24 protein-coding genes are annotated in these 25,763 nt (G+C 62.4%); 10 read left to right on the top strand and 14 right to left on the bottom strand.

Annotation, left to right across the window (positions count from 1 at the left end):
- Positions 1–94 precede the first annotated feature (94 nt).
- The 10 genes from DD235_RS14000 to DD235_RS13955 form a co-directional block, all read right to left on the bottom strand.
- A complete protein-coding gene (locus tag DD235_RS14000; protein WP_109062713.1) occupies positions 95–1,123 on the bottom strand; it encodes a YncE family protein in 1,029 nt (342 codons plus the stop codon).
- Positions 1,124–1,245: 122 nt separating this feature from the next.
- The gene (locus DD235_RS13995) at positions 1,246–3,783 is read right to left on the bottom strand and encodes a TonB-dependent receptor (protein WP_109062712.1); all 2,538 of its coding nucleotides are present in this window, start codon (positions 3,781–3,783) and stop codon (positions 1,246–1,248) included.
- A gap of 78 nt (positions 3,784–3,861) precedes the next feature.
- On the bottom strand, positions 3,862–4,797 hold the full coding sequence (locus DD235_RS13990; RefSeq protein ID WP_109062711.1) for a FecR family protein: 936 nt from the start codon (positions 4,795–4,797) through the stop codon (positions 3,862–3,864).
- Entirely contained in the window at positions 4,797–5,348 is a 552-nt protein-coding gene (locus tag DD235_RS13985; RefSeq protein ID WP_109062767.1) for an RNA polymerase sigma factor, read from the bottom strand. The genes DD235_RS13990 and DD235_RS13985 overlap by 1 nt, the downstream gene beginning before the upstream one ends.
- Before the next feature lie 81 nt (positions 5,349–5,429).
- Positions 5,430–6,434 (bottom strand): nickel/cobalt transporter, encoded by a 1,005-nt coding sequence (locus DD235_RS13980; RefSeq protein WP_420810473.1) that lies wholly within the window; start codon positions 6,432–6,434, stop codon positions 5,430–5,432.
- A gap of 59 nt (positions 6,435–6,493) precedes the next feature.
- Positions 6,494–7,234 carry a DUF1007 family protein gene (locus tag DD235_RS13975; RefSeq protein ID WP_109062710.1) on the bottom strand — a complete coding sequence of 247 codons (741 nt, stop codon included), beginning with the start codon at positions 7,232–7,234 and terminating at the stop codon, positions 6,494–6,496.
- Positions 7,195–8,370: a metal ABC transporter solute-binding protein, Zn/Mn family gene (locus DD235_RS13970; protein WP_109062709.1), complete on the bottom strand. Its 1,176-nt coding sequence runs from the start codon at positions 8,368–8,370 to the stop codon at positions 7,195–7,197. Before DD235_RS13970 ends, DD235_RS13975 begins: the two co-directional genes overlap by 40 nt.
- 36 nt (positions 8,371–8,406) lie before the next feature.
- Positions 8,407–9,303 carry a metal ABC transporter permease gene (locus DD235_RS13965; protein ID WP_109062708.1) on the bottom strand — a complete coding sequence of 299 codons (897 nt, stop codon included), beginning with the start codon at positions 9,301–9,303 and terminating at the stop codon, positions 8,407–8,409.
- Between the two features lie 2 nt (positions 9,304–9,305).
- Positions 9,306–10,055, bottom strand: a complete 750-nt coding sequence (locus DD235_RS13960; protein WP_109062707.1) for a metal ABC transporter ATP-binding protein — start codon at positions 10,053–10,055, stop codon at positions 9,306–9,308.
- Between the two features lie 4 nt (positions 10,056–10,059).
- Complete coding sequence (locus tag DD235_RS13955) at positions 10,060–10,239, bottom strand: hypothetical protein (RefSeq protein WP_109062706.1); 180 nt, start codon at positions 10,237–10,239, stop codon at positions 10,060–10,062.
- A 187-nt stretch (positions 10,240–10,426) separates the two neighbouring features.
- Between DD235_RS13955 and DD235_RS13950 the strand changes: the two genes are divergently transcribed.
- The 3 genes from DD235_RS13950 (at position 10,427) to dksA (ending at position 12,684) form a co-directional block, all read left to right on the top strand.
- Positions 10,427–10,936 carry a Fur family transcriptional regulator gene (locus DD235_RS13950; protein ID WP_109062705.1) on the top strand — a complete coding sequence of 170 codons (510 nt, stop codon included), beginning with the start codon at positions 10,427–10,429 and terminating at the stop codon, positions 10,934–10,936.
- 122 nt (positions 10,937–11,058) lie between these two features.
- Positions 11,059–12,183: a CobW family GTP-binding protein gene (locus tag DD235_RS13945; protein ID WP_109062704.1), complete on the top strand. Its 1,125-nt coding sequence runs from the start codon at positions 11,059–11,061 to the stop codon at positions 12,181–12,183.
- Between the two features lie 39 nt (positions 12,184–12,222).
- A complete protein-coding gene (gene dksA / locus DD235_RS13940) occupies positions 12,223–12,684 on the top strand; it encodes an RNA polymerase-binding protein DksA (protein WP_109062703.1) in 462 nt (153 codons plus the stop codon).
- A gap of 71 nt (positions 12,685–12,755) precedes the next feature.
- Here the strand turns inward: dksA and glyA are convergent, their stop codons facing one another.
- Entirely contained in the window at positions 12,756–14,003 is a 1,248-nt protein-coding gene (glyA, locus tag DD235_RS13935) for a serine hydroxymethyltransferase (RefSeq protein ID WP_109062702.1), read from the bottom strand.
- A 191-nt stretch (positions 14,004–14,194) separates the two neighbouring features.
- Here glyA and DD235_RS13930 point away from each other — a divergent pair, with 191 nt between their 5' ends.
- The 3 genes from DD235_RS13930 (at position 14,195) to hslU (ending at position 17,584) form a co-directional block, all read left to right on the top strand.
- A complete protein-coding gene (locus tag DD235_RS13930; protein ID WP_109062701.1) occupies positions 14,195–15,622 on the top strand; it encodes an aminotransferase-like domain-containing protein in 1,428 nt (475 codons plus the stop codon).
- Between the two features lie 85 nt (positions 15,623–15,707).
- Positions 15,708–16,247 (top strand): ATP-dependent protease subunit HslV, encoded by a 540-nt coding sequence (gene hslV, locus DD235_RS13925; protein ID WP_109062700.1) that lies wholly within the window; start codon positions 15,708–15,710, stop codon positions 16,245–16,247.
- Between the two features lie 5 nt (positions 16,248–16,252).
- Positions 16,253–17,584, top strand: a complete 1,332-nt coding sequence (gene hslU / locus DD235_RS13920; RefSeq protein WP_109062699.1) for an ATP-dependent protease ATPase subunit HslU — start codon at positions 16,253–16,255, stop codon at positions 17,582–17,584.
- A 6-nt stretch (positions 17,585–17,590) separates the two neighbouring features.
- On the opposite strand, the gene DD235_RS13915 is transcribed toward hslU, so the two are convergent.
- Genes DD235_RS13915 through hutW form a run of 3 tightly spaced genes read right to left on the bottom strand, consistent with a single transcriptional unit; the run spans position 17,591 to position 20,219 of the window.
- Positions 17,591–18,259 (bottom strand): NAD(P)H-binding protein, encoded by a 669-nt coding sequence (locus DD235_RS13915; RefSeq protein WP_109062698.1) that lies wholly within the window; start codon positions 18,257–18,259, stop codon positions 17,591–17,593.
- Positions 18,256–18,807, bottom strand: a complete 552-nt coding sequence (hutX, locus tag DD235_RS13910; RefSeq protein WP_109062697.1) for a heme utilization cystosolic carrier protein HutX — start codon at positions 18,805–18,807, stop codon at positions 18,256–18,258. Before hutX ends, DD235_RS13915 begins: the two co-directional genes overlap by 4 nt.
- Positions 18,804–20,219 carry a heme anaerobic degradation radical SAM methyltransferase ChuW/HutW gene (hutW, locus tag DD235_RS13905; protein WP_162300505.1) on the bottom strand — a complete coding sequence of 472 codons (1,416 nt, stop codon included), beginning with the start codon at positions 20,217–20,219 and terminating at the stop codon, positions 18,804–18,806. The genes hutX and hutW overlap by 4 nt, the downstream gene beginning before the upstream one ends.
- A gap of 501 nt (positions 20,220–20,720) precedes the next feature.
- Between hutW and nirB the strand changes: the two genes are divergently transcribed.
- The 4 genes from nirB (at position 20,721) to ntrB (ending at position 25,750) form a co-directional block, all read left to right on the top strand.
- Positions 20,721–23,276 (top strand): nitrite reductase large subunit NirB, encoded by a 2,556-nt coding sequence (nirB, locus tag DD235_RS13900; RefSeq protein WP_109062695.1) that lies wholly within the window; start codon positions 20,721–20,723, stop codon positions 23,274–23,276.
- Entirely contained in the window at positions 23,273–23,623 is a 351-nt protein-coding gene (nirD, locus tag DD235_RS13895; protein ID WP_109062694.1) for a nitrite reductase small subunit NirD, read from the top strand. Before nirB ends, nirD begins: the two co-directional genes overlap by 4 nt.
- Positions 23,624–23,696: 73 nt before the next feature.
- Positions 23,697–24,941, top strand: coding sequence for a CmpA/NrtA family ABC transporter substrate-binding protein (locus DD235_RS13890; RefSeq protein WP_109062693.1), 1,245 nt, complete (start codon positions 23,697–23,699; stop codon positions 24,939–24,941).
- A 20-nt stretch (positions 24,942–24,961) separates the two neighbouring features.
- On the top strand, positions 24,962–25,750 hold the full coding sequence (ntrB, locus tag DD235_RS13885; protein ID WP_239990163.1) for a nitrate ABC transporter permease: 789 nt from the start codon (positions 24,962–24,964) through the stop codon (positions 25,748–25,750).
- Positions 25,751–25,763 lie beyond the last annotated feature (13 nt).

Genomic DNA, 25,763 nt, shown 5'->3' with positions numbered 1-25,763 from the left:
ATGATATAACATTTCATATATAAACAGTGGGACATCCCGCAGGATTGCACCACGCCATGCCTCCAGACCGCGCAGGCATGGCGCGCCCAGCCGCTTACCTGTCCGGGTGTCGCACCATCAGGCACGCCACCTGTTCCATCGCCAAACGGCCGGCTTCCCTGGGCTGTTTGAGGGATACCCAGAGCCGTCCATGTTCGCCATCCACTGCCAGGCTGTTCGGAAGATCTCCGGTATGCCAGTCCTGCAGGCGCTCGAGCGTATCGGCATCGAAGACAGCCACGGAGCCTGCGCCACGCTCGGTCACATAGACCCGCCCTTGCGAAGACTCGACGTGCAGAGCCAGCGGATTGGCCTGCGTTGGCACCTCTGCAAGCACACGCCCATCAGAGGCATCCAGCGCCAGTATCCGGTTGCCGTCATGGCGCGACACGAACCCCGGCAATACCCGGGCCTGCCAATCGCGAATGGAGGCCATGCCCTGGTCTGCCACGTAAAGCCGGTTGCGGGCAGCATCGTAGGCCAGTCCGACAGGCTGTTCCAGCCCGCCGATACGCCAGCGTTGCGTAATGCGCAGCGCCTGCGTATCGATCTGTAGAATCTCGCCCCCCATGTTGGAAACGAAGAGTCGCCCGCCCTCTGCATCCAGCGCCAGACCGGTCGGATAGAAGCCCAGTCCGTCCAGTCGCGCCTCGACCCGCAGGCTGTCCAGGCCGATCACGAACAAGACACTGCCCTCTGCCGACAGGCCGGGCACATAAAGTCGACGGGCTGCGGTATCGAGCACCAGGGCACGCAGGTCATGTTCGGCACGCGGGGCTCCCGGCGGCTTGGGGCTGACCTCGATATCGGCCAACCGTCCCCAGCGTTGCACGTCGATCACAGAAATCCGCCCCTCCAGAGAATATCCGGCATACAACCTGCCCTGGCCTTCGTCGAGCGCCAGTCCGAACACCTTGTAGGGCAGCAGCAGGCCACTCTGCTCCTGCAAGGTCTCAGGATCGAGACGCGCCACACGCGCAGGGGGCGCCTGCTCATCGAAACCACCGGAAACAGCCACATACAGCGACTGGTGCGTCGGGCTGTAGGCCAACTCGTACAGGCCCACACCGACCGGGCGCGCCATGAGCGGCCCCTGCCCGCAAACCGGCTCCCCAGCCTGTGCCGAAAAGGGACCCGCAAGCGCTGCCAGCACCAGGGCCCATGCACTTGCGCGTCTTGTCCACGCAGATATCATGATGCCTCCGCTCAATAATGCAGCGTATAGGTCAATGCCAACGTACGTCCCTGCCCCTTGAAATCCAGCACCGAGGGCGAAATCGAGGACGCATAGGCAAGCTTGGCCTGTTCACCCCAGCGGGTGGCATAGGTTCTGTTGAACACATTCTGCACACCGACACTCAGGATGCCCTGCATGCCGCGACCATGATCGAAACGATAATGGCCCAGCAGATCCACCAGCGTCAGGCTGGGCAGGCTTTCCCCTTCTCCCGTGCCGAAACTGGGCACATCGCTGTTCAGGCGGAAGCTGTGCGCTGCCTGCAGACGCACGCCCCAACGATCGGTCTGTCGGCCGACGTAGAGCGTCGCCTTGGAGGGACTTGCATAATAGATGCCACGACGGTTCCAGCGGCCATCATCCTTCTGCTCGGTACGCAGCAACAAGGCATTACCCCCCACGAACCAGCCATCCTCCAGCCGGTAATCCAGCTGTCCCTCGATACCGTAATTGCGTACCTTGGCTTCGTCGAGAGCAATGTTCAGAGTAGTCCGGTCCACCGCAATCGACTTGTTCGACTGTGAATGGAACAGGGCAGCCTGCGCCTGCCAGCGTCCCTCGTTCAGACGCCAGCCCAATTCATAGGAGCGGGTCTTGATGGCAGCCATCTCGGTCTCATCGACATTCAGGTAGCGATTCAACGCCCAGACGCCTCCCGCACCGCCCACCAGGCTGTAGCTGGCATTCGAGCCATAGTACTTGGCCGGGTCGGCCAGCTCGAAGCCTTCCGAGAAATTGGCCCAGACCTGCTGGGAGGGGGTCAGCCGATAGACCAGCCCCGCATTGAACAATGTCGCGGAATAATCATTGCTGCCCCCCGGTATCGCCTGCGCCGAGACGCCATAGCCTCCTGCGATCAGGCGCTGCTGGGCCACCTGCACGAAATCATCGACCTCGATATCGACCCGCTGATGTCGCACGCCGGCGCTGAGGGTCAGGTCATCGGTCAGATCGTAATCCGCCTGGGCAAACACGCCCCAGATATCCGTTTCGAAGCTCGGATAACGGCCCAGTCCAGCCGTCTGGCGGAAATTCAGGCCGCCACTGGCGATGGCCTGGTTCACATCGAACATGGTCTGCCGGGCCGTAAATTTCTCATGGTCATAATCGACACCATAGCTCAGCCGCAGCGACGACCAGTCCTTGTGCAGCATGGCCTTGAAGCCATAGGTCGTGGTGTCCTGCGTGGAGGTGCTCCAGTACGGCACTCGCGCCCCTCCCAGCGGATTGACGTCCGTCCCCGGAAAGGGATAGAACTGCAGGGACTCCTTGCGTTCGTATGCCTTGAAATAGAAATCCTGTCCGCCCAGCACGTCGGGCAAGTGCCAGTCCAGCGCAAGCAGGTGGCGCCGGGTATTGGGATCGACATCCGACGAAAATCCGTCGCGGATATCCAGGGCCGAAGGCTGCAGGATATTATTGCCCGGCCCAGGCTGCATCCACAGCGCCTTGCCCGCATGAAAGCCGGAGTCGTAATACTGTGCCAACAGACGCAGCGAACCCAGTTCGAGCATATCGATATCGGCCGAGCCCATCACATCGACTGCACGATTCCACTGCAGGTCGGTCTGCGTGATGTCCGGCAATACCCGATCTCCCTTGCCATCATAGGAGCCACCATTGCGGCTGTAGGCGACGGCCAGGCGTCCCTGGACACGCTCGTTGCCCCCCTGGATGGACTGCGCGGCATGCCAGCTGAAACTGTCGGATCCGTGAAACCCGCTGCGCATCCCGGCTTCGGATGTAAAGGTCGAATCAGCGGCATTGGCGCGTCGTGTGATGATATTGATGATGCCACCCGTGGCATTGCCGCCATAGATCGCTGTCGCCCCCGACAGGACCTCGATGCGTTCGATGTTGAATGGATCAATGGAATCGAACTGGCGGCTCAGCAGCCGCGAACCATTCATCGAAATGCCATCGATCATGACCTGGGCCGAACGCCCACGCAGGTTCTGGCCGAAATTGGTCCGCATCTGTCCGCCCAGGTCCAGCCCCGGTACGAGAATCCCCAGCATTTCCTTCAGCGGGATACCGGCGCGCGCCTGGTCCTCGATCTGCTCGCGCTCGATTACCCAGACCGTATTGGGCGTTTCCTCGATGGCACGCGGCGTACGCGATGCCACCACCGTCACCTGGGACAGCGTACCGACCGGCACATCTCTCGCCATAACGCCGGTCTGACCTGCGGGCACGATGGCATAGGCACCATCACCATTGGCCTCCAGGGTCAGCCCGGTCCCCTCCAGCAGACGCGCCAGCGCTTCTGGTGCGGTATAACTCCCCTGCAATGCGGGTGCGTTGATCCGGCTGGCCGCATCGCTGGCAAAGAGCACCTGCACGCGCGCCTGGCGAGCCACCTGGTTGAGTGCCTGCTCCAGGGAAGAAGCCGGCACATCGAAGGCAATCCGTGCCTCCTGTGCCAGGACTGTCGTGGAAAAAAGTGCACTCAGCACTGCGACACGAACAAGACGGCGCATCTGCGCACCGGAAGAAGATCGCTTCATGAAAGGTTCCTTGAAATCAGCCAAAGAGACGGGTCTGCTCACATAGCCGTATTCAACGCACGGAAACCCTACCTGAAATTACATATCGTTTCTTTTTGGCGCACCTGCGGCACGCACGTGTATTTCATCTGCCTGCTGATCAACCTGCACAGGCCAGACGCGTGGCAACAGGTCGAAAATCCGCGCCGCCTGGGCAATCTGGAAGACCCCGGACACACGCAGCCCCGCCAGGGAAGGATCGTCCAGCATGATCCGTTCCGGACGATAACGCTGGATCTGCGCCAGCGCATCAGCCAGCGGCAATTGCTCGAACACCAGCAGGCCATCGGCCCAGGCCGGACGCGCCTCACCCGCAACGACGGCATACGGCAGCACGGCCTCCGCCCCTACCCGTAGCGCCTGCCCCGGACGCAACTGCCACGCAGAGGGTCCAGAAGACGATCCGGCATCCGTACGCTGAACGGCCACGGATCCTTCGTAGAGTCTCACATCGACTTGCTCACGGCCACGGTCGACATCAAAGGAAGTGCCCGTCACGGTCACTTCGGCCAATCCGGCATCGACACTGAAGGGACGCCACGACGAACGCGCGACATCGAAGTACGCCTGCCCCTGCGCCAGCACGGCACGCCGGCTGCGCACATGCCAGGCCACCTGTATTTCCGTGCCGGTATCGAGGACCACCGTCGAACCATCGGTCAATGGCCATGTACGCTGCTCACCTGCCAGGGTCGTCATGGTTTCGACGCGATAGGCCGGATCCAGCCAGTAGGTGCCGCCCAGCAGAGCGGCCAGCAGCGTACAGGCTGCCGTGGCGGTCCGGCGCTTGCGTTGGCGCGCACGCAGCATGGCAGCCGCACGCATGCGATCCAGATCGGGCAGCGGGAACTGCGCCTGCAATTCCGCCAGATGCCTGGCCAGGGCCGCATCCACACCCGGCGCCCCCTCGCTCATGCCCGGCTCTTGCGCGGTCGCCTGCGATGATGCGCTGTCATCCATGCCTGGATGTGACATCACGCCCCCTCCTGCAAGTATCGCCGGCAGGCATGCATGCCCAGCCGCAGATGCTTCTCGACGGTCTTCAGGGAAATCTGCAGCGTGTCGGCCACGTCTCGCTGCGATAGGCCATGAATTTTATGAAGGATGAACACATCGCGGCAGCGTGGCGTCAATGTCTCGATCGCATGGGCGAGTCGCGCCAACTCCTGACGAGCAGCCAGCGCCTGCTCGAGCGCCGGAAGCGGGCAAGCCGTCTCCGGCAACTCATCCATGGGACACACGACGGCATGGCGAGCATCGGCGGCACGCATATGGTCCACCGCCAGATCATGCAGAATGCGGCGCAACAGCCCGAGAGGAGTACGGACAGGCTCGCGCGAGGCACCCCGGCCGCGCAATTGCAACCAGGCATCGTGTACCACTTCGTGTGCCATGTCGCGCCGGCCAAAGCGGCGCTGCACATGCGCCACCAGGTCATCGTAATGCGCCACCAGCGCAGTCAGCAAAGTCTGCGCTGGGGTATTGGGCAAGGGGGCATCGGCAACAGCGGGATCTTCGGCGGTCATGGCGGGCCGGCGGAGGCAGGCAACAAGAAAAATAAAAACCATTCCCATAATACATTATGAAAACGCCACCTGCCACGTCATTCAACGATATGCGGCCAGCGCCCCTGCCAGCAAAGCCAGCCCGAGCAGCAGCACCATGAGGGCCGCGCACGCGGCAATCAGCCGGCGCAACCACTGCGTATGGCGCGTCTGCAATGGCAGGCGCAATGTCAGCCGCTCAGCCGACAAGGCCCCAGCCGCCAGCAGCGACACCGTCAACCCGGTCCCCACCCCCATCGCCAGCGCGGCCACGACGCCAGCCAGAAAAAAATCCTGCGCCATGGCAAAGGCCAGCACGATCAACGCACCACTGCAGGGCCGCAGCCCCATCGAGAGCAGGGCCACCCAGGCCTTGTGCCAATCCAGCCGGCCTGCCACCAGCGCAGGGGCAGGAAGATGGCCGTGACCACAGTCACATCCAGCCTCGCCACGCACACCGGCATAGCGCAAGCGCCTGTAGCCCCCCCTGCCATCCTGACCGGCAGCGTCACTCCGCAAGGTCGCCGTGCCAAACAGCCCGACAGGCTGCCGCCTGGCCGCGCGCCATTGCCCGACCTGTCGCCACAACATCCAGGCTCCCAATCCGGCCACCATTGCATAGGCCACGATTTCCATCTGGGTGGCGGCACGCGTCACCGCCGCCCCATGCCAGCCCAGCAGCCAGCCCAGTCCACCGATCAGCAATACGGCGACCAGCGCCTGCAGAAGCGCCGACAGCATGGCCAGCACGGCACCATTGCGTACCGTTTCCCGATTCGCCAGCACGTAGGAAGCCAGCACCGCCTTGCCGTGCCCAGGCCCGAGTGCATGGAAAACGCCATAGGCGAAAGACAACCCGACCAGCCACCAGCCCTGCCCGCCCCCCTGCCAACTGCGGACAGCACCGGTCAACTGGCGGTAGAAGAGGCTCTGCCATTCCGACACCCACGCGGCAAACCGGCCCAGCCAGCCGTCCGGTGCAGGCGGCGGTGCTGGCACGCCGACCGCGAAAGGATGCCCCTGCGCCCAGGCCGATGACACCCCCAACAGCAGCAATACCATGACCATCCCCACCAGCAGGCCAGGCCAACATGATCCGCCCCAGCCTTGCCTGCCGTGGATTGCCCTCAGCCGCATGTCAACAACAACCTGTGCTGCAATTGGCCTGCGGCTTCGAGTAGGTCGGCGGGCATGCTTTCAGGATCGGCATCCTCGGGGATCTCGGCCAGGCGGGCCATGGTCTGCCAGTCCAGTTCCCTGGGCGGCACATAGCGGACCCCACAGCCCGCCGGCGCATTCACCAGTCTGAACGGTTTGAAGGAAGGTGGCGGCGGTGCGCCCGTCACAGGGTTTTCGCCGGTGAAATCGTATGCCACGAAAAACGTCGGGTCCTGGATGGACACCTCCAATGTCTGCCCCGGTGCCAGTGCCAGCGGCTGCACCAGCGGCAGCGTGAAGGTCAGCCCGAGCTGGCTGCTGTCGGCAACCCAGCGGCCCGAATATTCGGTAGGCGCAACAGTCGGCAGCTCGTGGTCCATCAGGCTGACACGCGTGAAATAGTGCGAAATGGGATCGCCGAGCGCCTCCATCCAGGGACTGACCATCTCCTGCAATGTCTTGTCAGCATAGCCGCCCCCCTTCTGCTTGGTCACGCCCATCAGCGCATAGGACGAAAACATCTCGTCAAAATCCCAGTGTTCTTCGAGCGCGGCCAGACGGCCCTGCGCATCGAATCGGAAATCCACCGTGGCATTGATCCACATATGTGGATGGGCCTGGGCTCCGCAAAGCGGGACCAGTGTCAAAGCCACGGCAGCAACCAGGCGTTTCAGGGGTGCAATGCGTCGAGAATCTGACGGGTATTCCATTCGTACATGTCCAGGTAGGTCGCAGCAGGCTGACCCGGCTTGGACAAGGCATCGGAATAGAGGGTTCCACCGACTCGGGCACCGGTTTCACGTGATATCTGCTCGACCAAACGCGGGTTGCTGATATTTTCCATGAAAACGGCCTGCACGCCTGCCTCCCTGAGCTGACGGATGATCGCTGCCACCGTGGCGGCAGAAGGCTCGGCATCAGTCGAAACGCCAGCAGGTGCCAGGATCTTCAGCCCATAGGCATCGCCCAGGTAGCCAAATGATTCGTGGGAAGTCACCAGCGTGCGACGTCCGGACGGGATAGCGGCAAACGCTTCCTTGAGACGGGCATCCAGCGCCTTCAGGCGCAGAATATAGCTGTCGGCATTGCGCCGGTATTCGTCTGCATGCGCGGGATCGACCTGCGCCAGACCCGCTGCGATGTTGTTGACATAGACCTCGGCATTGCCCAGGCTTTGCCATGCGTGCGGGTCGGCTGCGCCGTGCTCGTGCGTATGGGCATGGGCATGGGCATGCTCGTGTGCGTGACCGTTCGACGCTGCGCCATGATCGTGATCATGCGCATGAGCCTCATGATCATGATCGTGCTCATGATGATCCTCGGCATGGGCATGCTCGTGATCATGGGTGGCCGCTGCTGCCGACGCGTGTTCATGGTCATGTGCATGCTGCGCATCATGACCATGATCCGCATCGTGGGCCTGCCCGACCGCGTCATCCTCTGCACCGAAGGCGCGTGGATGGATACCCTTGCTGGCTTCGATCATCGGCCCCGCATAACCGGACGACTTCACCAGACGCGGCATCCAGGACTCGAAATTCAAACCATTGACGAACAGGATCTGCGCCTGGCTCAGGCTCCTGACATTGGCCGGTGTCGGTTCGTAGACATGGGCATCGCCATCGGGACCGACCAGCGTCGTCAGCTCGACATGATCCCCGCCCACTTCACGCACCAGATCGCCCAGGATGGAAAAGCTGGCCACCGCCTTCAAGGGCGCATCTGCCGCCCAGGCTGCCCCTGCCGGGCACAGCGCCACCACCACGGCTCCGGCCAGCGCCTTCAGTGAATACCTGCGCAACGCACGTTGCTCACGACTGCCTGCCCGCGACTCATCCTGACTCATTGCTTTCTCCTGTTTCATGACCGAAGCCGATACACGCTACTGCACCTGCTGGCTGGCCGCCTGCGCGTTTTGCCCCTGGGCATAACGCGTGCGCCGACAGACACCGCCGTAGGTACCGAAAAAGATCGATGCGAGATAGCCGCTGCCCGCAACCAGAATGATGGCCGGCGACGCCGGCACATCGAAGTGATAGGAAAGCAGCAGGCCGAGCACGCTGGAGGCCACGCCCCACAGGCCGGCCACCACGATCTGTCGTCCGACGGTGCGTACCCAGAAGCGCGCCGTGGCTGCCGGCAGCATCATCAGGCCCACCGCCATCAGCGTGCCCAGCACCTGAAAGCCTGCCACCAGATTGGCCACCACCAGGACCAGGAACACCATGTGTACCGCCGGACCGTTGCCGCCAATGGCGCGCAGAAAGCCCGGATCCAGACACTCGGCGATCAACAACCGATAGATCACCGACAGCGTCAGCAGCGTCAGCGTGGCGCAGGCCGCCATCAGGATGAGCGCACTGTCGTCCAGGCCCAAGACCGTGCCGAACAGTACATGTAGCAGGTCCATGTTGGAGCCCCGCAACGACACCAGCAACACCCCCAGCCCCAGGGAAATCAGGTAGAACGCGGCAAAACTGGCATCCTCGCGCAACGGCGTGACCCGTGATACCAGCCCGGCCAGCAGCGCCACGGCCAGGCCTGTCACCAGCCCGCCCAGCATCATGGCCGTCAGCGACAGGCCGGCCACCAGGAAACCGGCCGCCACCCCCGGCAGGATCGCATGTGCCATGGCATCGCCCACCAGGCTCATGCGTCGCAACACCAGAAACACGCCCAGCGGTGCGGAACTCAGGGCCAGTGCACTGGCCCCCGCCAGCGCCCGGCGCATGAAGCTGAACTCGATGAAGGGAGAAAACAGGATATCCACCAGCACCATGCTCAGCCCCAGAACGCGGCATCGCAGGATTTGCGCGCCAGCCTCAGATTGTCATCACTCAATACCGTGGCGGTATCGCCCCAGGCGATCGGCCGTCGCGCCAGCAGCAGCGTGCGCGGAAAATGCTCGCGCACCAGGTCCAGATCATGCAACACGGCAATGATGGTGCGCCCCTGGTTGTGCCACTGCCGGATCAGGGCCATCAGCACATCGATGGTCTCGCTATCCACAGCAGCAAACGGTTCATCCATCAGCAGGACCGGCGCATCCTGCAGCAGCATGCGCGCAAACAGCGCACGCTGCATCTGCCCACCCGACAGCGCCTCGATCAGCCAATGCGTGCAGCGGGTCAGGCCCACCGCCTGCAAGGCCTCGTCCACCAAGCGCAAGTGTCGGCCCCGCAAGGCTCCCCAGGGACCGACCTGACGCCAGGCCCCCATGGCCACCAGGTCATAGACAGTGATTGGGAACTGCCGATCGAGGTCGGCGGCCTGTGGCAACCAGGCGATCTCCCCTGCCGGACCAGGGCAACGTACCACACGGCCATGGGCCGGCTTGAGCATCCCCATGATGCCCTTGAGCAGCGTGGATTTGCCTGCCCCGTTGGGGCCCACGATGGCTGTCAGGGAACCCTGCTCGAAAGCGCCGGACACGTCCCGGGTCACGATACCGGTCGGCCAGCCAAATGCTGCTTCTTCGAGCGCGATGGCCGGCACGGCGGCTGCGGACGCCACGTTGGATGCAGAACTCATTGGCTCAGACCTGCATCGCCCAATACAGCGCGCCCCAGATGACGACACTGACAGCCAGGGCCCAGGGCAGGCGTCCCGCCGCCGAGGCCAGGAAAGCCGAGCGATAGGGGTCGGGCTTGCAGTGCGTATGCGCATGATCATGCGCATCGGCGTGACAGGGAGGACGTTCTGGAAGGGTCGGCATGACAATAACAGGCAGGCAACAGTGCCTTGCAACTTTGCCCTGATGCGTTGTTGATATTTTAATGTTATATCATATCATGCAGATTTGCCGTGCCAGGCATTTTTCTGCTAATGTCCAAGTCTTTGCTTTTTCTGGCCTATTCATTATTCCGGCCTATCGATTGCCAGTCACCATAGGGGGTGCCACCATGACGACAGCACCGGCCGCCGCCAGCGGCACGCCCGACGACGCCACCATCCAGGCACGCCTGCAGACTGCCGAAGCGCTCTGCCTGCGGCAGGGACTCAAGCTCACACAGATCCGTCGCACGGTCCTCGAGTTGCTGCTGCGCCACGGTCGCAGCCTCAAAGCCTATGAGTTGCTCGACACCATGCGCAGCATACATCCGGGCTCTGCGCCGCCCACCGTCTATCGCGCCCTCGACTTCCTGGTTGAAGCCGGCCTCGTACACAGACTGGATGCCGTCAACGCCTGGATCGCCTGCCATGATGCCGACGGCGACCCGCACGACCTGCTGATCGTCTGTACCCATTGCGGCGCGGTGGCCGAGATCAGCGATCCGGCCATGAGTCGCCAGTTGGCCGAGCGCGTGACACAGGCGGGCTTTTCACTGAGCGGTCACGAGATGGAAATCCGTGCGCTCTGCCCGTCCTGCAGGCAGCAGGCCCAACCGGCAGCATGCAAGCACACACATTGATGTACTCATCGACAGCGGCTTTTCATCCTTTACGTTCGCTTTTTTCACACGGTTGATCATGACAGCGGCCTGTGATGTAATCGCTCGTTATCCTTTACTCGGTTTGGCGGTCTGATCACACCATGAATGCACATTCTTCCCCGGACAAATTGATTCCCGTCACCGTGTTGACCGGATTCCTGGGCGCGGGCAAGACCACCCTGCTCAAGCGCATTCTGACCGAACACCACGGCCAGCGCATCGCCGTGATCGAAAACGAATTCGGACCCGAGAGCATCGACAACGACCTGCTCGTACAGCACAGCGACGAGCAGATCATCGAGATGAGCAACGGCTGCATCTGCTGCACGATCCGGGGCGACCTGGTAGAGGCGCTCAGCGACCTGCGCCGTCAGCGCGAGACCGGCAAGGTCAAGTTCGAACGCATCATCATCGAGACCACCGGCATGGCCAACCCCGGCCCGGTGTGCCAGACTTTCTTCATGGACGACGAGGTCGCCGAGTTCTACAAGCTCGACGCCGTGATCACCGTAGTCGATGCACTGCACGGCATGCAGACACTCGACGACCAGCCCGAGGCCCAGAAGCAGGTCGGCTTTGCCGATCGCATCCTGGTGTCCAAGAAAGACCTGGTCAACGATCTCGATTACCAGGCCCTGCGTGCGCGCCTGATGCGCATGAATCCCCGCGCAGCCATCACGCCGGTGCATTTCGGTGAGGTCGACCTCAAGGAAGTGCTGGATATCAGTGGCTTCAACCTCAACGACATCATCGAGATCGATCCGGCCTTCCTGGCCGAGCAGCATCCCGACGCGCATGACCACAGCCATGCGCACCACGATCACGACCATGGTCACGACCACCATCATGACCATGACGATGAGGATCACCACGGCTGCGGCGCAGGCTGCCAGCACCATCATCATCACCATCCTGCGCACGACGACGAAATCAGCGCCTTCGTCTTCAAGTCCGAAAAACCGTTCGATCCCGCCAAGCTGGAAGAATTCCTGGGTGGCATCGTGCAGGTCTATGGACCCGATCTGCTTCGCTACAAAGGCATCCTGTATCTGAAAGGCGTCAAGCGACGCATGATTTTCCAGGGTGTCCACATGATGACCGGAGCCGAGCCAGGACAGCCCTGGGGCCCCCGGGAACAACGCGGTACCAAGATGGTCTTCATCGGCCGCAAACTGCCCCGAGACGTATTTACCAAGGGGCTGGAAATGTGTTTGGCCGGAGGCTGACAGCCTCGGCCCGACTCGACGTCTACAGGAGTGTTTCTCATGGTTACCAAGACAGCAAAAGATAAAGAAGCCGGCGCGGAAACGCAAGATATCGCCCTGCCAACCGAGCAGGAACTCCTGGCTATGCCTGAGTCCGACTACATGAACGCGATTCAACTGGCTTTTTTCAAGAATCGCCTGCATCAGCTCGAACAGGATATCCTGAGCAATGCCGACGCCACCACGGAAAACCTGCGCGACACCCAGTTCGTGCCGGATCCGGCCGACCGCGCCACCATCGAGGAAGAGCACGCGCTGGAGTTGCGCACCCGCGACCGCGAGCGCAAGCTGCTGAAAAAGGTCCAGCAAGCCATCGCCAGCATTGATGCCGGTGACTACGGCTGGTGTGAGGAGACGGGCGAGCCCATCGGCATCCCCCGTCTGCTGGCCCGACCGACCGCCACGCTGTCCCTCGAGGCACAGGAGCGCCGCGAAATGCGCCAGAAGATGTACGGCGACTGATCGCGCATCCTGCTCCATGAAAAACGCCCCCTTATGGGGGCGTTTTTTTACACCTCAGAAACCCACAAGGCTCAACCGTATACCGGGAAGCGCCGGCACAATGCCTCCACTTCGGCCCGAACCCGCTCGCGTACCTGCGTATCGGCAGGTGCAGCCAGCCGGTCGGCGATGGCATGCGCTACCCGCACCGCATCCTCAACGCCAAAGCCTCGTGTCGTGATGGCCGGTGTCCCAAGCCGGATACCGCTACTCACCGTCGCCTTCTGCGGATCACGCGGTACCGTATTCTTGTTGCAGGTCAGCCCGACATCTTCCAGCAGCCGCTCGGCCTCCTGGCCCGTCAGCCCCTGGCCGCGCAGATCGACAAGCATCAGGTGGCTTTCCGTTCGCCCCGACACGATACGCAGACCACGCCGGATCAGGGTGTCGGCCATGGCACGGGCATTGTCCAGAATCTGCTGCTGGTAGACCCTGAATGCAGGCTCCAGCGCCAGGCCGAACGCCACGGCCTTGCCGGCAATCACATGCATCAGCGGACCGCCCTGTATCCCCGGAAAGATCGCCGAGTTGATGGCCCGCTCGTGCTCTGCCTTCATCAGGATCGCGCCGCCACGCGGACCACGCAGGCCCTTGTGCGTAGTCGTCGTGACAAAGTCTGCATGTGGCACCGGATTGGGATACCCCCCCCCGGCAATCAGGCCGGCATAATGCGCCATATCGACCATGAACCAGGCTCCTACCTCTTTTGCCACACGGGCAAAGCGCTCGAAATCGATCCGCAGGGCATAGGCGGATGCGCCAGCGATGATCAGCTTCGGGCGTGTTTCCCGAGCCACGCGTTCCATTTCGTCATAGTCGATTTCTTCCTGCTCATTCAAGCCATAGCTAACCACGTTGAACCACTTGCCGCTGATATTCAGCGGCATGCCATGCGTCAGGTGGCCTCCTTCATCCAGACGCATGCCAAGAATGGTATCGCCCGGATTGAGCATCGCGAAGAACACGGCCTGGTTGGCCTGCGAGCCGGCATGGGGCTGCACATTCGCGGCTTCTGCACCAAACAGAGTCTTGAGCCGTTCGATAGCCAAATTTTCTGCCTCATCCACCACGGCACAGCCACCGTAATAACGCCGCCCCGGATAGCCTTCGGCATACTTGTTGGTCAGTACGGAGCCGACCGCCGCCATGACGGCCGGATGGGCGTGATTTTCCGAGGCGATCAACTCGATATGCGCCTCCTGGCGTCGGGCTTCACGCTGGATGACATCCCAGATGGCGGGGTCAATGCGGTTCAGCGGCTCGTGATGTGCGTCGAACATGGTGTACTCCTTCTGCGGCTCATGACAAAAATCGATTGAATCAATTTAATTAACCCAATAACATTAATTTAATCGATTTAATCGGTCAAGAAAATTTCCGGCCCTGATCCATTACACTAGGCCGTATTCATCCGGGACGTTCGACATCTGCATGTCATGACTACCCCTTCCCATCGAGGAGACGTTTCGCCGTGTGGTCACCCGATCTGACCCAATACCAGGGTGCGATTTACGAAAAAATCGCGGCCGCCCTCGAACACGATATCCGTAGCGGCTTATTGCAGCCCGGCACCCGGCTGCCCACGCTCAAGGAACTGGCCAGCTCGCTGGGCGTCACACCCGGGACAGTCAATCGTGCCTACGAACTGGCACAACGACGCAACCTGGTGGAAGGAGAGGTGGGCCGCGGCACCTTCGTGCAGCCGCGACGCACGCAAAGCCATCAGCCCCCCGCATCTGCACAGCAGCCCGCGCCGGCATCCCCTGCAGTGGCTGCTGACGCACACTCGGCCGCCCCTGTCAGCGACACCATCGACCTGTCGATCGTCAAACCCAACCTGCAACTCCAGGAACCCTATGTCCGGGCTGTCCTGAAAGAGCTGGCACACTCGGGCAGCCTGTCCGAAATGCTGGACTACACCCCTGACGGAGGCTTGTTGCTGCACCGCCAGGCCGGCGCTGCCTGGATGCGTCATGGCGGCCTGGATGCCGACGCCAGCCAGGTCGTCCTGACTGCAGGTGCCCAGCATGGCTTGTGGGTCGCCGTGCACGCGCTGACCCGTCCTGGTGACCTGATCTGCTGTGAGTCCCTCTGCTATCCCGGCATTGCCTCGGTTGTCCTGAGCCTGGGACGACGCCTGCAAGGGATTGCCATGGATGCCGACGGCATGCTGCCAGCGCAGCTTGCCGAACAGTGCGCGCAGGAAAAACCGGCCATGGTGATCTGCATCGCCACGCTCCAGAATCCCACCACAGCCATCATGCCTGCGGCCCGCCGACATGAAATCGCACAGTTGGCACGCGAGCACGACCTGCTCCTGCTGGATGACGATCTGTACGGATTTCTCGCACCCGACCCCGTCGCGCCGCTGGCAACCTTCGCCCCTGAACGCACGGTCTACCTGACCAGCCTGTCGAAATCAGTTTCTTCCACCATTCGCCTGGGCTACCTGCATTGCCCGCCAGAATGGTTGCCACGCATCACCTCGAGCGTACGCACCAGCATCTGGATGGTGTCACCACTGGCAGCGCAGATGGCCACCTCGCTCATCAATACAGGCCAGGCCACTGACATGGCGGCCCTGCAAAAACAGGAAGCCATCGCCCGCCAAGAGATGGCGCACGAACTGCTCGGGCAGTACGAATACCGCGCCCAGCCCACGGCCTTCCATATCTGGCTGCGCCTGCCCGCTCGCTGGCCCAGCGGCGAGCATTTCGCCGTCCTGGCACGCGGTCATCAGTTGCTGGTGCCGGGTGGTGACGCCTTTTCGGCCAACCGCGATGGCGAAGGCCGACAGCATGTGCGCATCTCGCTGATGGCCGGCACCCGCGACCAGATGCGCTTTGTGCTGACCAAGCTGGCCGGCCTGATCGACACGCCGGCCTCGGTCTGGCTGTAGATTAAAGCCATTGGTTACAGTCGGCCTATCTTGTTTTCCTCCCACTCGCCCCCATGTGCAGCTTTCAAGGCAAGGAAAAGGAACCATGGAACAATTTCACGCCACTACCATTCTCTGCGTCCGGCGCGGCAATCGCGTTGCCCTGGGCGGAGACGGCCAGGTCACGCTGGGCAACGTGGTCATCAAGGGCACGGCCCGCAAGATCCGCCGCCTCTACCACGACAAGGTGTTGGCCGGTTTCGCCGGTGCCACGGCCGACGCCTTCACCCTGCAGGAACGCTTCGAGACCAAGCTCGAAAAACACCAAGGTCACCTGATGCGGGCCGCCGTCGAACTCACCCGCGACTGGCGCACCGACCGCGTGCTGCGCCGCCTCGAAGCCATGCTGATCGTGGCCGACAAGGACCACACTCTGGTGCTGACCGGCAACGGCGACGTACTCGAGCCAGAACACAGCCTGGCCGCCATCGGTTCCGGCGGCAGCTATGCCCAGTCGGCCGCTCTGGCCCTGCTGCACAACACCGACATGCCACCCGAGGACATCGTCAAGAAGTCGCTTGAGATCGCCGGCGACCTGTGCATCTACACCAACCAGCACCACACCATCGAACTCCTCGAAGGCTGACCATCATGTCCGCATCCACCATGACGCCCGCCGAGATCGTTTCCGAACTCGACAAGTACATCGTCGGCCAGGACCGCGCCAAGCGCTCCGTCGCCATCGCCCTGCGCAACCGCTGGCGCCGCCAGCAGGTCGCGGAACCCCTGCGCCACGAGATCCAGCCCAAGAACATCCTGATGATCGGCCCGACCGGCGTGGGCAAGACCGAGATCGCGCGCCGTCTGGCCAAGCTGGCCAATGCGCCCTTCATCAAGATCGAGGCCACCAAATTCACCGAAGTCGGCTATGTCGGCCGCGACGTGGACACCATCATCCGCGATCTGGTCGAGATCTCCATCAAGCAGACTCGCGAGCAGGAAGTAAAGCGTGTCCGCACCCAGGCCGAAGATGCCGCCGAGGATCGCATCCTGGATGTGCTCGTACCGCCACCGCGCGATGGCTCGGGTAATCCCATGCGCGAGGAAAACGCCGCCCGCCAGACTTTTCGCAAGCGCCTGCGCGAAGGCCAGCTCGATACCATGGAAATCGAGATCGAAGTGGCCCAGGCTGCGCCGCAGATGGACATCATGGGGCCGCCGGGCATGGAGGAAATGACCGAGCAATTGCGCGGCATGTTCGCCGGCCTGGCCCGCGACAAACAAAAGCCGCGCAAGCTGACCGTCAAGGAAGCCTTCAAGCTGCTGACCGAGGAAGAAGCCGGCAAGCGCATCAACGAGGAGGAACTGCGCAGCCGTGCCATCTCCAATGCCGAGCAGAACGGCATCGTCTTCCTGGACGAGATCGACAAGATCGCCACGCGTCAGGAGCATGGCGGTGGTGATGTATCCCGCCAGGGCGTGCAGCGCGATCTGCTGCCGCTGGTCGAGGGCACCACGGTCAACACCCGCTACGGCATGATCAAGACCGATCACATCCTGTTCATCGCCTCGGGGGCCTTCCACCTGTCGCGCCCGTCCGACCTGATCCCGGAGCTGCAGGGCCGCTTCCCGATCCGGGTCGAACTGGACTCGCTCAGCGCCCAGGATTTCGTGCGCATCCTGTCGAGTACCAATGCCTCGCTGACCAAGCAATACGCCGCCCTGCTGGCCACCGAAGAAGTCACACTCGACTTCACCGAAGAAGGTGTGCAGCGCCTGGCCGAGATTGCCTTCTCGGTCAACGAACGCACCGAAAACATCGGTGCGCGCCGCCTGTACACCGTCATGGAAAAACTGCTCGAAGCCCTGTCGTTCGACGCCGGCTCATCCAGCGGCAAGACCGTGATCATCGACGCAGCCTATGTCGATGACAAGCTCGAGGAAGCCGCCAGCCGGGAAGACCTGGCCCGCTACGTGCTTTGATTTGCCTCAGCCCAGCGCCACCGCCTGAACAGGATTGACGCACTGGGCCTGCCCGGCATCCACGACAGCAAAAGCCCCTGGCAGCCCCTCCGGTGCTGCCAGCACCCGCACTACCAGCGCCGCCAGGTCGGCGCGCTGGATGAAGCCATGCACTTGCGGATCTGCGCACAAAATGCCTTGCCCGGTCGCCTCGCCATCACGCAGCCCTCCGGGGCGCAGGATGGTGGCATCTGGCCATGCTGCCTGCAGGTGTGCCTCGGCTTTTGACTTGGCATCGACTACCGCACCGAAAGCCGCAATCGCCTGCGGTGAGCGGTAAGGGGCCATTTCCCCGCACCCCATGGCCGTCACCAGCACGAAGCGGCGCACCCGGCCGCTGGCCACGGCATGATCGATGACATTGATATTGCCATCGGCATCGACCCGGCAGTCCCCTGGCCCGCCCCCCAGCAGCGACACCACATCGCAGGGCCCCGCCTGTGCGGCAAAGGCATGCGCCACGTCCCCAGGCAGCAAGGCATCCCCCCTGACCACGGACACGCCCAATGCCAGCAGTTCATCCGCCGCGACCGACTCACGCAGCATCACCTGCACGGCCACGCCCTGCTGACGCAATTGCTGCGCCAGCAACAGGCCCGTGCCACGACTGGCACCAAAAACCAGAACCGGTGTCATGCCTGCGGCTCCTGAACCGCCAGACGCTGCTCCAGGGCATCGAAGCGCAACAGTTGATCCTGACGCAGTTCACGGTTTTCATCGCGCCCCACATACACCTTGAACATCGCGGTCCCTTCAAGGTTGAAGAACAGGATGGAGCGCGTTTCCTTGCCCATGAAGGGACGGCGCACAAAGTAGATCGCACCGCAGCGGTCGGCACGCAAATGCCCACTCACCACACCACCGCCCTGCAGGTTGTAATAGCCATGCCCGGTCTTGCCAACCGGCAGCGGGCCGGAGAATTCGATGATGGCATCCGCCGTATGCACAATCAGCGTGACGTCACCCCAGCTTGCGATATCCTCGAACGCGTCGATGAAGACACTGCCCGGTGCCTGGCGGCGCACCTGGACAGGCAGGCAATCGATCACCGTCTGCAAGGAAACCTGATGCTGCGCAGCCAGCGACTCGAGAATGCCATCCGGATTATCGGCCAACGCCACGCGCAGGGCCACGCGGGCCTGGTCAGCCTCTGCCGGGATAGAGTGTGTGGATGCAATGCTCATGAGACAACCTCCTTGTCCGCCACCTGGCGAAGAAAAACAGGCTCCCGGGGCTGTTGAGGACGCCCACCGGAAGCAGATGAATGCGCGGGCACGGCATCGCCGCTCAACAGCGCATCGAATGCAAAAATCAGATTGCTGGCCCAGAAGCGGCCTGCCAGCGTCAAATCCAGCCGGCTTCCCTCAATCCGCAGCAACCCGGCCAACTGCCACTGCTCGGTCAGGTATTGCATCTGCTGCAGACATGACTCAGGTGCCAGCGACTTCAGCCCTGCCAGATCCAGGCGACCGGCCTCGAAACCGGCCGTCACCCGTTGCCGCGCCGGCTGCCGTGCATCCCCCACAGACAGCCCGGCCAGCGGTTTACGACCCGCCTGTACCGCCTCGCCGTAGCGGGCCAGGTCGCCATCGATGGCATAACTGTGCCCTCCCGCCAGGCCACCTGCCCCCGAACCATAGGCAAGGCAATCCACACCCTCCTTGATCAGCCGGTTGTAGCGATTCCGTTCCAGCGGCGTGCGCTGCCAGTGACTATTGCTGAGCTGGTTCCAGCCCTCGGCAGCCAGGAACGCGGCCCCTGCCCGGTACGACAGACTCTGATGCTCCAGTGTCGCCATATCGGGAAACTTGCCATTGGCGGTGGCCCGCTGCAACGGCGTACCCGGGATCAGGTTCAGGCCATACAGATCCACGCCATCCGGGGCCAGCGCCACCGTCGTGCGCAGATCCTGCTGCCAGACATCCTGTGTCTGACCAGGCAGGCCGTACAGCAGATCGATAACCAGCGCCAGTTGCTCCCGAGTCCGCAGTCGCTCCAGAAAATGGATCGCCTCTTCACGGCTGGACTGCCGACCCTGACGCCGCCTGACCTGGGTATCGAAACTCTGCACGCCAATCGATATCCGGTTCACACCTGCCGCAATGCAGGCATCAATTTTGTCATCATCGAAATGGGTAATCCGTGCTTCCAGCGTGACCTCGCAATCATCCGTCAGCGGCAGGCATTGCCGTGCCGTATTCAATATCCGCTCCAGTTGCTGTGCAGACAGCGCACTGGGCGTGCCACCGCCCAGATACAGCGCCTCGACCGGTGCCGAGCCTGCTGGCAGACGCGCAGCCTCACGGCTGATTTCCGCGACCAGACATTCGGTGTAGTGGGCCATCGCATCCTGCGAGCAGGCATTGCGATAGAAACCGCAGAACAGGCAATGATTGGCACAGAACGGCACATGGATATAGGCAATGCGATGGCTGCCGGGTACCGCGTCCAGCACCTGGGCCCAGGCGGCGGCCATGCCTTCGGCAGGGACGGCCTGCTGGCGACGCCAGGGCATCACGGCCCGTCGCATGGCAAATGCCGTACGCAAAGGATCATCGCCTGTTCTGGCGAAATAGACTGCAAGCTTCTCGTCCATCCGACTCATCACTCTCGATCGCCTGCAGGCACACGCCTGCATGCATGGGTTCAACAGATCAAGAAAGCGTAATCAGACGCAATTTCAGTCTGTTTGCGTTAACGCAAACAGACCCGGCCAGGCAAGGAAGTCTTAATCCAACCCTCATCCATTCTTCATGTTTCTCCCTTTTCCTGCCCGCGCGGGCCCGATGAACCCGGATGGTGCCGGGTGCGCCGCAACAGTGCATATCCAGGCACCTGCGCACCAAGTCCGGCGCGCAGGCCCACACCACTCAGGCAATCACAGCCGGCCATGCCCTCCCGGTTCACGGGCTTTCGCACGGTACAGCACCGGGTTTTCCCCAGCCCGCATCCGGTCTGGCACAGATATTGCTTGATAACCGGTAGAGAAGTTTTCTCGCCCAGACAACCTGTGCAGTACCGGCAAAGGCGCCCCCGACCCTCCCAGGTCAGGAGCGCCTTTTGTCTTGGCGGCGGCATTGTTTGCAAGGAATTACACATGAACATCGCGTCTTCTACCCCTCGCCAGGATCGGCCCACGCTCATCATCATCGGCCACGGCATGGTCAGCCATCACTGTGCGGAGCAATTGGTCGCCCATGGCGCAACCGCACGCTACGACATTCATATCTTCGGTGAAGAACGCAGCCGGGCCTATGACCGGGTTCATCTGTCCGAGTACCTGAGTGGCCGCGATGCCGAATCAATGGCGCTGGGCGATGGTGCCCTGTACTCCACGCCTGGCCTGACGCTGCATCTGGATACCAGCGTGCTGGAGATCGATCGCGCCAGACAGGAAATCCTGACCAGCCTGGGTCGCCATCATTACGACCACCTGATCCTGGCAACCGGGTCGTATCCGTTCGTGCCACAGATCGACGGTGCTGCGGGCAACGCCCGCCTGGTCTACCGCACCCTGGACGATCTGGACACGATCCGCATGGCCGCCCGCCATGCCCGACGCGGCGTCGTTGTCGGCGGCGGCCTGCTTGGGCTTGAAGCGGCCAATGCCCTGCGACTGCTGGGACTGGAAGCCCACATCGTCGAATTTGCACCGCGCCTGATGCCCGTACAGCTCGATCCACAGGGCGGTGCAGCTCTGAAAGCACGAATCGAGGCCCTGGGTGTGCAGGTACATCTGGATCGCGCCACACAAGCCATACATCCCGGCAGTACACACAGATACGGCATGCATTTTGCCGACGGCAATGTGCTGGACACCGATCTCATCGTTTTTTCCGCAGGCATCCGGCCCCGCGACGAGCTGGCCCGAGCCGCCGGCCTGACACTGGGCAAGCGGGGCGGCATTGCCATCGACAGCCTGTGCCAAACCAGCGATCCCGCCATTTCTGCAATAGGAGAATGCGCGGCCTGGAACGATGCCGTCTTCGGCCTGGTCGCTCCCGGCTACCAGATGGCGCGCTGTGTGGCGGCCCGGCTCTGCGATCTGGAGGCATCGCCCTTTGCAGGCGCGGACATGTCCACCAAGCTCAAATTGCTGGGGGTGGACGTAGGCTCCATCGGCGATGCCCATGCCGCCACGCCGGGGGCCCGCAGTTATCGCTATATCGACGAAATCACTGCCAGCTACCGCCGCCTGGTGATCTCCGAAGACGGCAAGCGCGTGCTGGGTGCCGTACTGGTAGGCGACAACAGCTATTACGACACGCTCTCCCAGTATGTCAGCAACGGCATTGCACCACCGGCCGATCCTGCCGCGCTGATCCTGCCCCAGGGCTCTGCCACGCCTACGCTGGGTGTGGATGCCCTGCCGGCCACGGCCACGATCTGTTCCTGCCACAACGTCACCAAGGGTGCCATCTGCAATGCCATCGACGCAGGCTGCACCGATCTGGGTGAAATCAAGACCTGCACCAAGGCAGCCACCGGTTGCGGCGGATGTGCAGCACTCCTCAAGCAGGTATTCGATCATGAGCTGACTGCGCGCGGTGTGGCGGTCGACAAAAGCCTGTGCGAGCACTTTGCACTGACCCGCCAGGAACTGTATGCCTGTGTCCGCGTGGAAGGGCTGGAAACCTTCGAGCAGGTGCACGCCAGGCATGGCCGGGGTAACGCGCTCGGTTGCGACATCTGCAAGCCCATCGTCGGCTCCGTTCTGGCCTCGTGCTGGAACCGCCCCATCCAGAACCCGGCCCTGGTGCCCTTGCAGGACACCAACGATACCTTCATGGCCAACATGCAGAAAAACGGCACCTATTCGGTGGTGCCGCGCATTCCAGGTGGAGAAATCACCCCCGATGGTCTGATTGCCATCGGCCAGATCGCCCGCAAGTACCAGCTCTACACCAAGATCACGGGCGGCCAGCGGATCGACCTGTTCGGTGCCCAGTTGCACGAACTGCCGGAAATCTGGGCCGAGCTGATCGAGGCCGGCTTCGAGACCGGCCATGCCTACGGCAAATCCACCCGTACCGTGAAATCCTGTGTGGGCAGCACCTGGTGCCGTTACGGTGTGCAGGACAGTGTCGCCATGGCCCTGCATATCGAACACCGCTACAAAGGACTGCGTGCCCCGCACAAATTGAAGTTTGCCGTCTCGGGCTGCACCCGCGAATGTGCCGAGGCGCAGAGCAAAGACATCGGCGTGATCGCGACCGAACAGGGCTGGAACCTGTACGTCTGCGGCAACGGCGGCATGCGCCCGCGCCATGCCGAACTGTTTGCGACAGATCTCGATGACGCCACCCTGATCCGCTACATCGACCGCCTGCTGATGTTCTACATCAGCACCGCCGACAAGCTGCAGCGCACGGCAGTCTGGAGGGAGTCCCTGGAGGGCGGCCTGGACTACCTGAAAGCCGTTGTCATCGACGACAGCCTGGGCCTGGCCGGACAACTCGAAGCGCAGATGCAGCTCATCGTGGACCGCTATGAGTGCGAATGGGCCAATGCCCTGTCCGACCCTGAAAAGCTCAAGCGTTTTCGCACCTTCGTCAACGATTCGCGCAGCGATCCCGACATCCGTTTTGAACAGGAACGCGGTCAACCTCGCCCCGCCCGCGTCATCCAGATTACCGAGGAGATTGCATCATGAAAACCACCACGTCCTCCCCCCACTGGCAGCCGGTCTGCCGCCGCCAGGATCTGGTCGCCCGCTCGGGTGTGGTGGCTCTGGTCGGAGAGCACCAGATTGCCCTGGTGCTGGTGCCGGACAGCGAACAAGGCGACACCGTGTTTGCCATCGACAACCGCGACCCCCGCTCCGGGGCCAATGTCATCGGGCGCGGGCTGGTAGGTTGCGTGCAGGATGAGCCTGTCATTTCATCCCCTCTCTACAAGCAGCAATTCCGGCTGCGTGACGGGCAATGCCTGCAATACCCGGAGCAACGCCTGCGCACCTGGCCCGCCCGGCTCAATGGCGACTGGGTGGAAATAGGCTGATCACGCCGCTGCCCTGCCGCCTGCCTCACACCATACCGACTCACTCCAATCACTGCATGCAAGGGAAAACATCATGACCGATACTCTCCTGAAGACACGCCGCAGTTTCATGCGCAACGCCACCGCCATGGGTGCCCTGCTCTGCGCGCCCGCCCTGCTCCCCGCGCGCGCTGCCGCCGGCGGCATGGGCACGCCAGAAAAGAAGGAAGTCCGGATCGGTTTCATCCCGCTGACAGACTGTGCCAGCATTGTCATGGCCTCGGCCCTGGGCCTGGACGAAAAATACGGCATCAAGATCATTCCCAGCAAAGAAGCGAACTGGGCCACGATCCGGGACAAGCAGCTCAATGGCGAGAACGATTTCAGCCATATCCTCTACGGTGAGCTGGTCGGCCTGCAAGTCGGCATCGGCGGCCCGCAGGCCGACATGGCCAACCTGATGACACTCAACCGCAACGGACAGGGCATTTCCCTCTCCAGGAAACTGGCCGAGGCCGGTGCCACCGACCTGGCCTCGCTGGCCGCCCTGATGAAGCGGGAACCGCGCGAATACCCATTCGCCCAGACCTTCCCGACCGGCACCCATGCCATGTGGCTGTACTACTGGCTGGCCACGGCCGGCATCAATCCGATGCAGGACATCAAGGTCATCACCGTGCCGCCCCCGCAGATGATTGCCAATGCTCGGGTCGGCAACATGGACGGTTTCTCGGTCGGCGAACCCTGGAACATGCGCGGCATCCTGGACGGCGTATCGGTCCATGCCGCGTCCTCGCAGGACATCTGGCCAGACCATCCCGAAAAGGTGCTTGGCACGACACAGGCCTTTGCCGAACAGCATCCCAACACCTGCAAGGCGGTCATCGCCGCAATTCTTGAAGCCAGTCGCTGGATCGACAGCACACCGGAAAACCGTGAACAAATGGCCGACACCATCGCCGCCCGGGCCTATGTGAACACCAGTCGGGCCGCCATTATCGACCGCATCCAGGGCCATTACCAGGACGGTCTGGGCAAGACCTGGGATGACCCCAATCACATGAAGTTCCACGATGCCGGCCAGGTCAACTATCCCTATGCCTCCGATGCGGCCTGGTTCCTGACCCAGCACAAGCGCTGGGGGCTGCTGGCCGACCACCCTGACTATCTGGCCGTGGCACGGCGTCTCAACCAGACTGACCTCTACCGCGAAGCCGCCGCCGCTGCAGGCGTTGCCGTGCCGGACAGCGATTTGCGCAGCAGCACGCTGCTGGGTGGCAAAACCTGGGATGGACAGGACCCGGCCACCTACGCCGACTCTTTCGACATCCACGCCTGAACGCGGCACGGGAGCATGCTGTGAGACATATTCTGAACCGTTGGTTGCAAGCCATTCTGCCCCCCCTGCTGGGCTTCCTGCTGGTACTGCTGTTCTGGCAAATCCTGTCCCAACAGGGAGATGGCATCCCGCCACCACTGGAAACCTGGGACTCGGCTGTCGTGCTGTTTTCCGACCCGTTCTACCAGGCCGGGCCGAATGACCAGGGGATAGGCTGGAATGTGCTGGCCTCGCTGCAACGCGTCGGCCTGGGCTTCGGCCTGGCGGCACTGGTGGGCATTCCGCTGGGATTCATGATCGGCCGCTCCGCCTTCCTGGGGCGCATGCTCAACCCGATCATCAGCCTGCTGCGTCCCGTCTCGCCGCTGGCATGGCTGCCCATCGGCCTGCTGGTATTCAAGTCCGCCAATCCTGCCGCCATCTGGACCATTTTCATCTGCTCGATCTGGCCCATGGTCATCAACACCGCCGTAGGGGTACAGCGGGTCCCGCAGGATTACATGAATGTGGCCAGGGTACTGGCCCTGTCAGAGTGGAAAATCGCGACCCGCATCCTGCTGCCCGCCGTCCTGCCCTACATGCTGACCGGTGTGCGGCTGGCCGTGGGAACGGCCTGGCTGGTCATCGTGGCGGCAGAAATGCTGACCGGCGGCGTCGGCATCGGCTTCTGGCTCTGGGATGAATGGAACAACCTGAACGTCAACCACATCATCATCGCCATTTTCGTGATCGGCATCGTCGGCCTGCTGCTGGAAACCCTGTTGGTACGCCTTGCGGCTGCCGTGACCTTCGAAGAATCACGCCACTAAGAATCACGCCACT

Source organism: Corticimicrobacter populi (assembly GCF_003123725.1).
Lineage (GTDB): Bacteria > Pseudomonadota > Gammaproteobacteria > Burkholderiales > Burkholderiaceae_B > Corticimicrobacter > Corticimicrobacter populi.
This window is presented reverse-complemented; position numbering and strand designations above follow the sequence as displayed.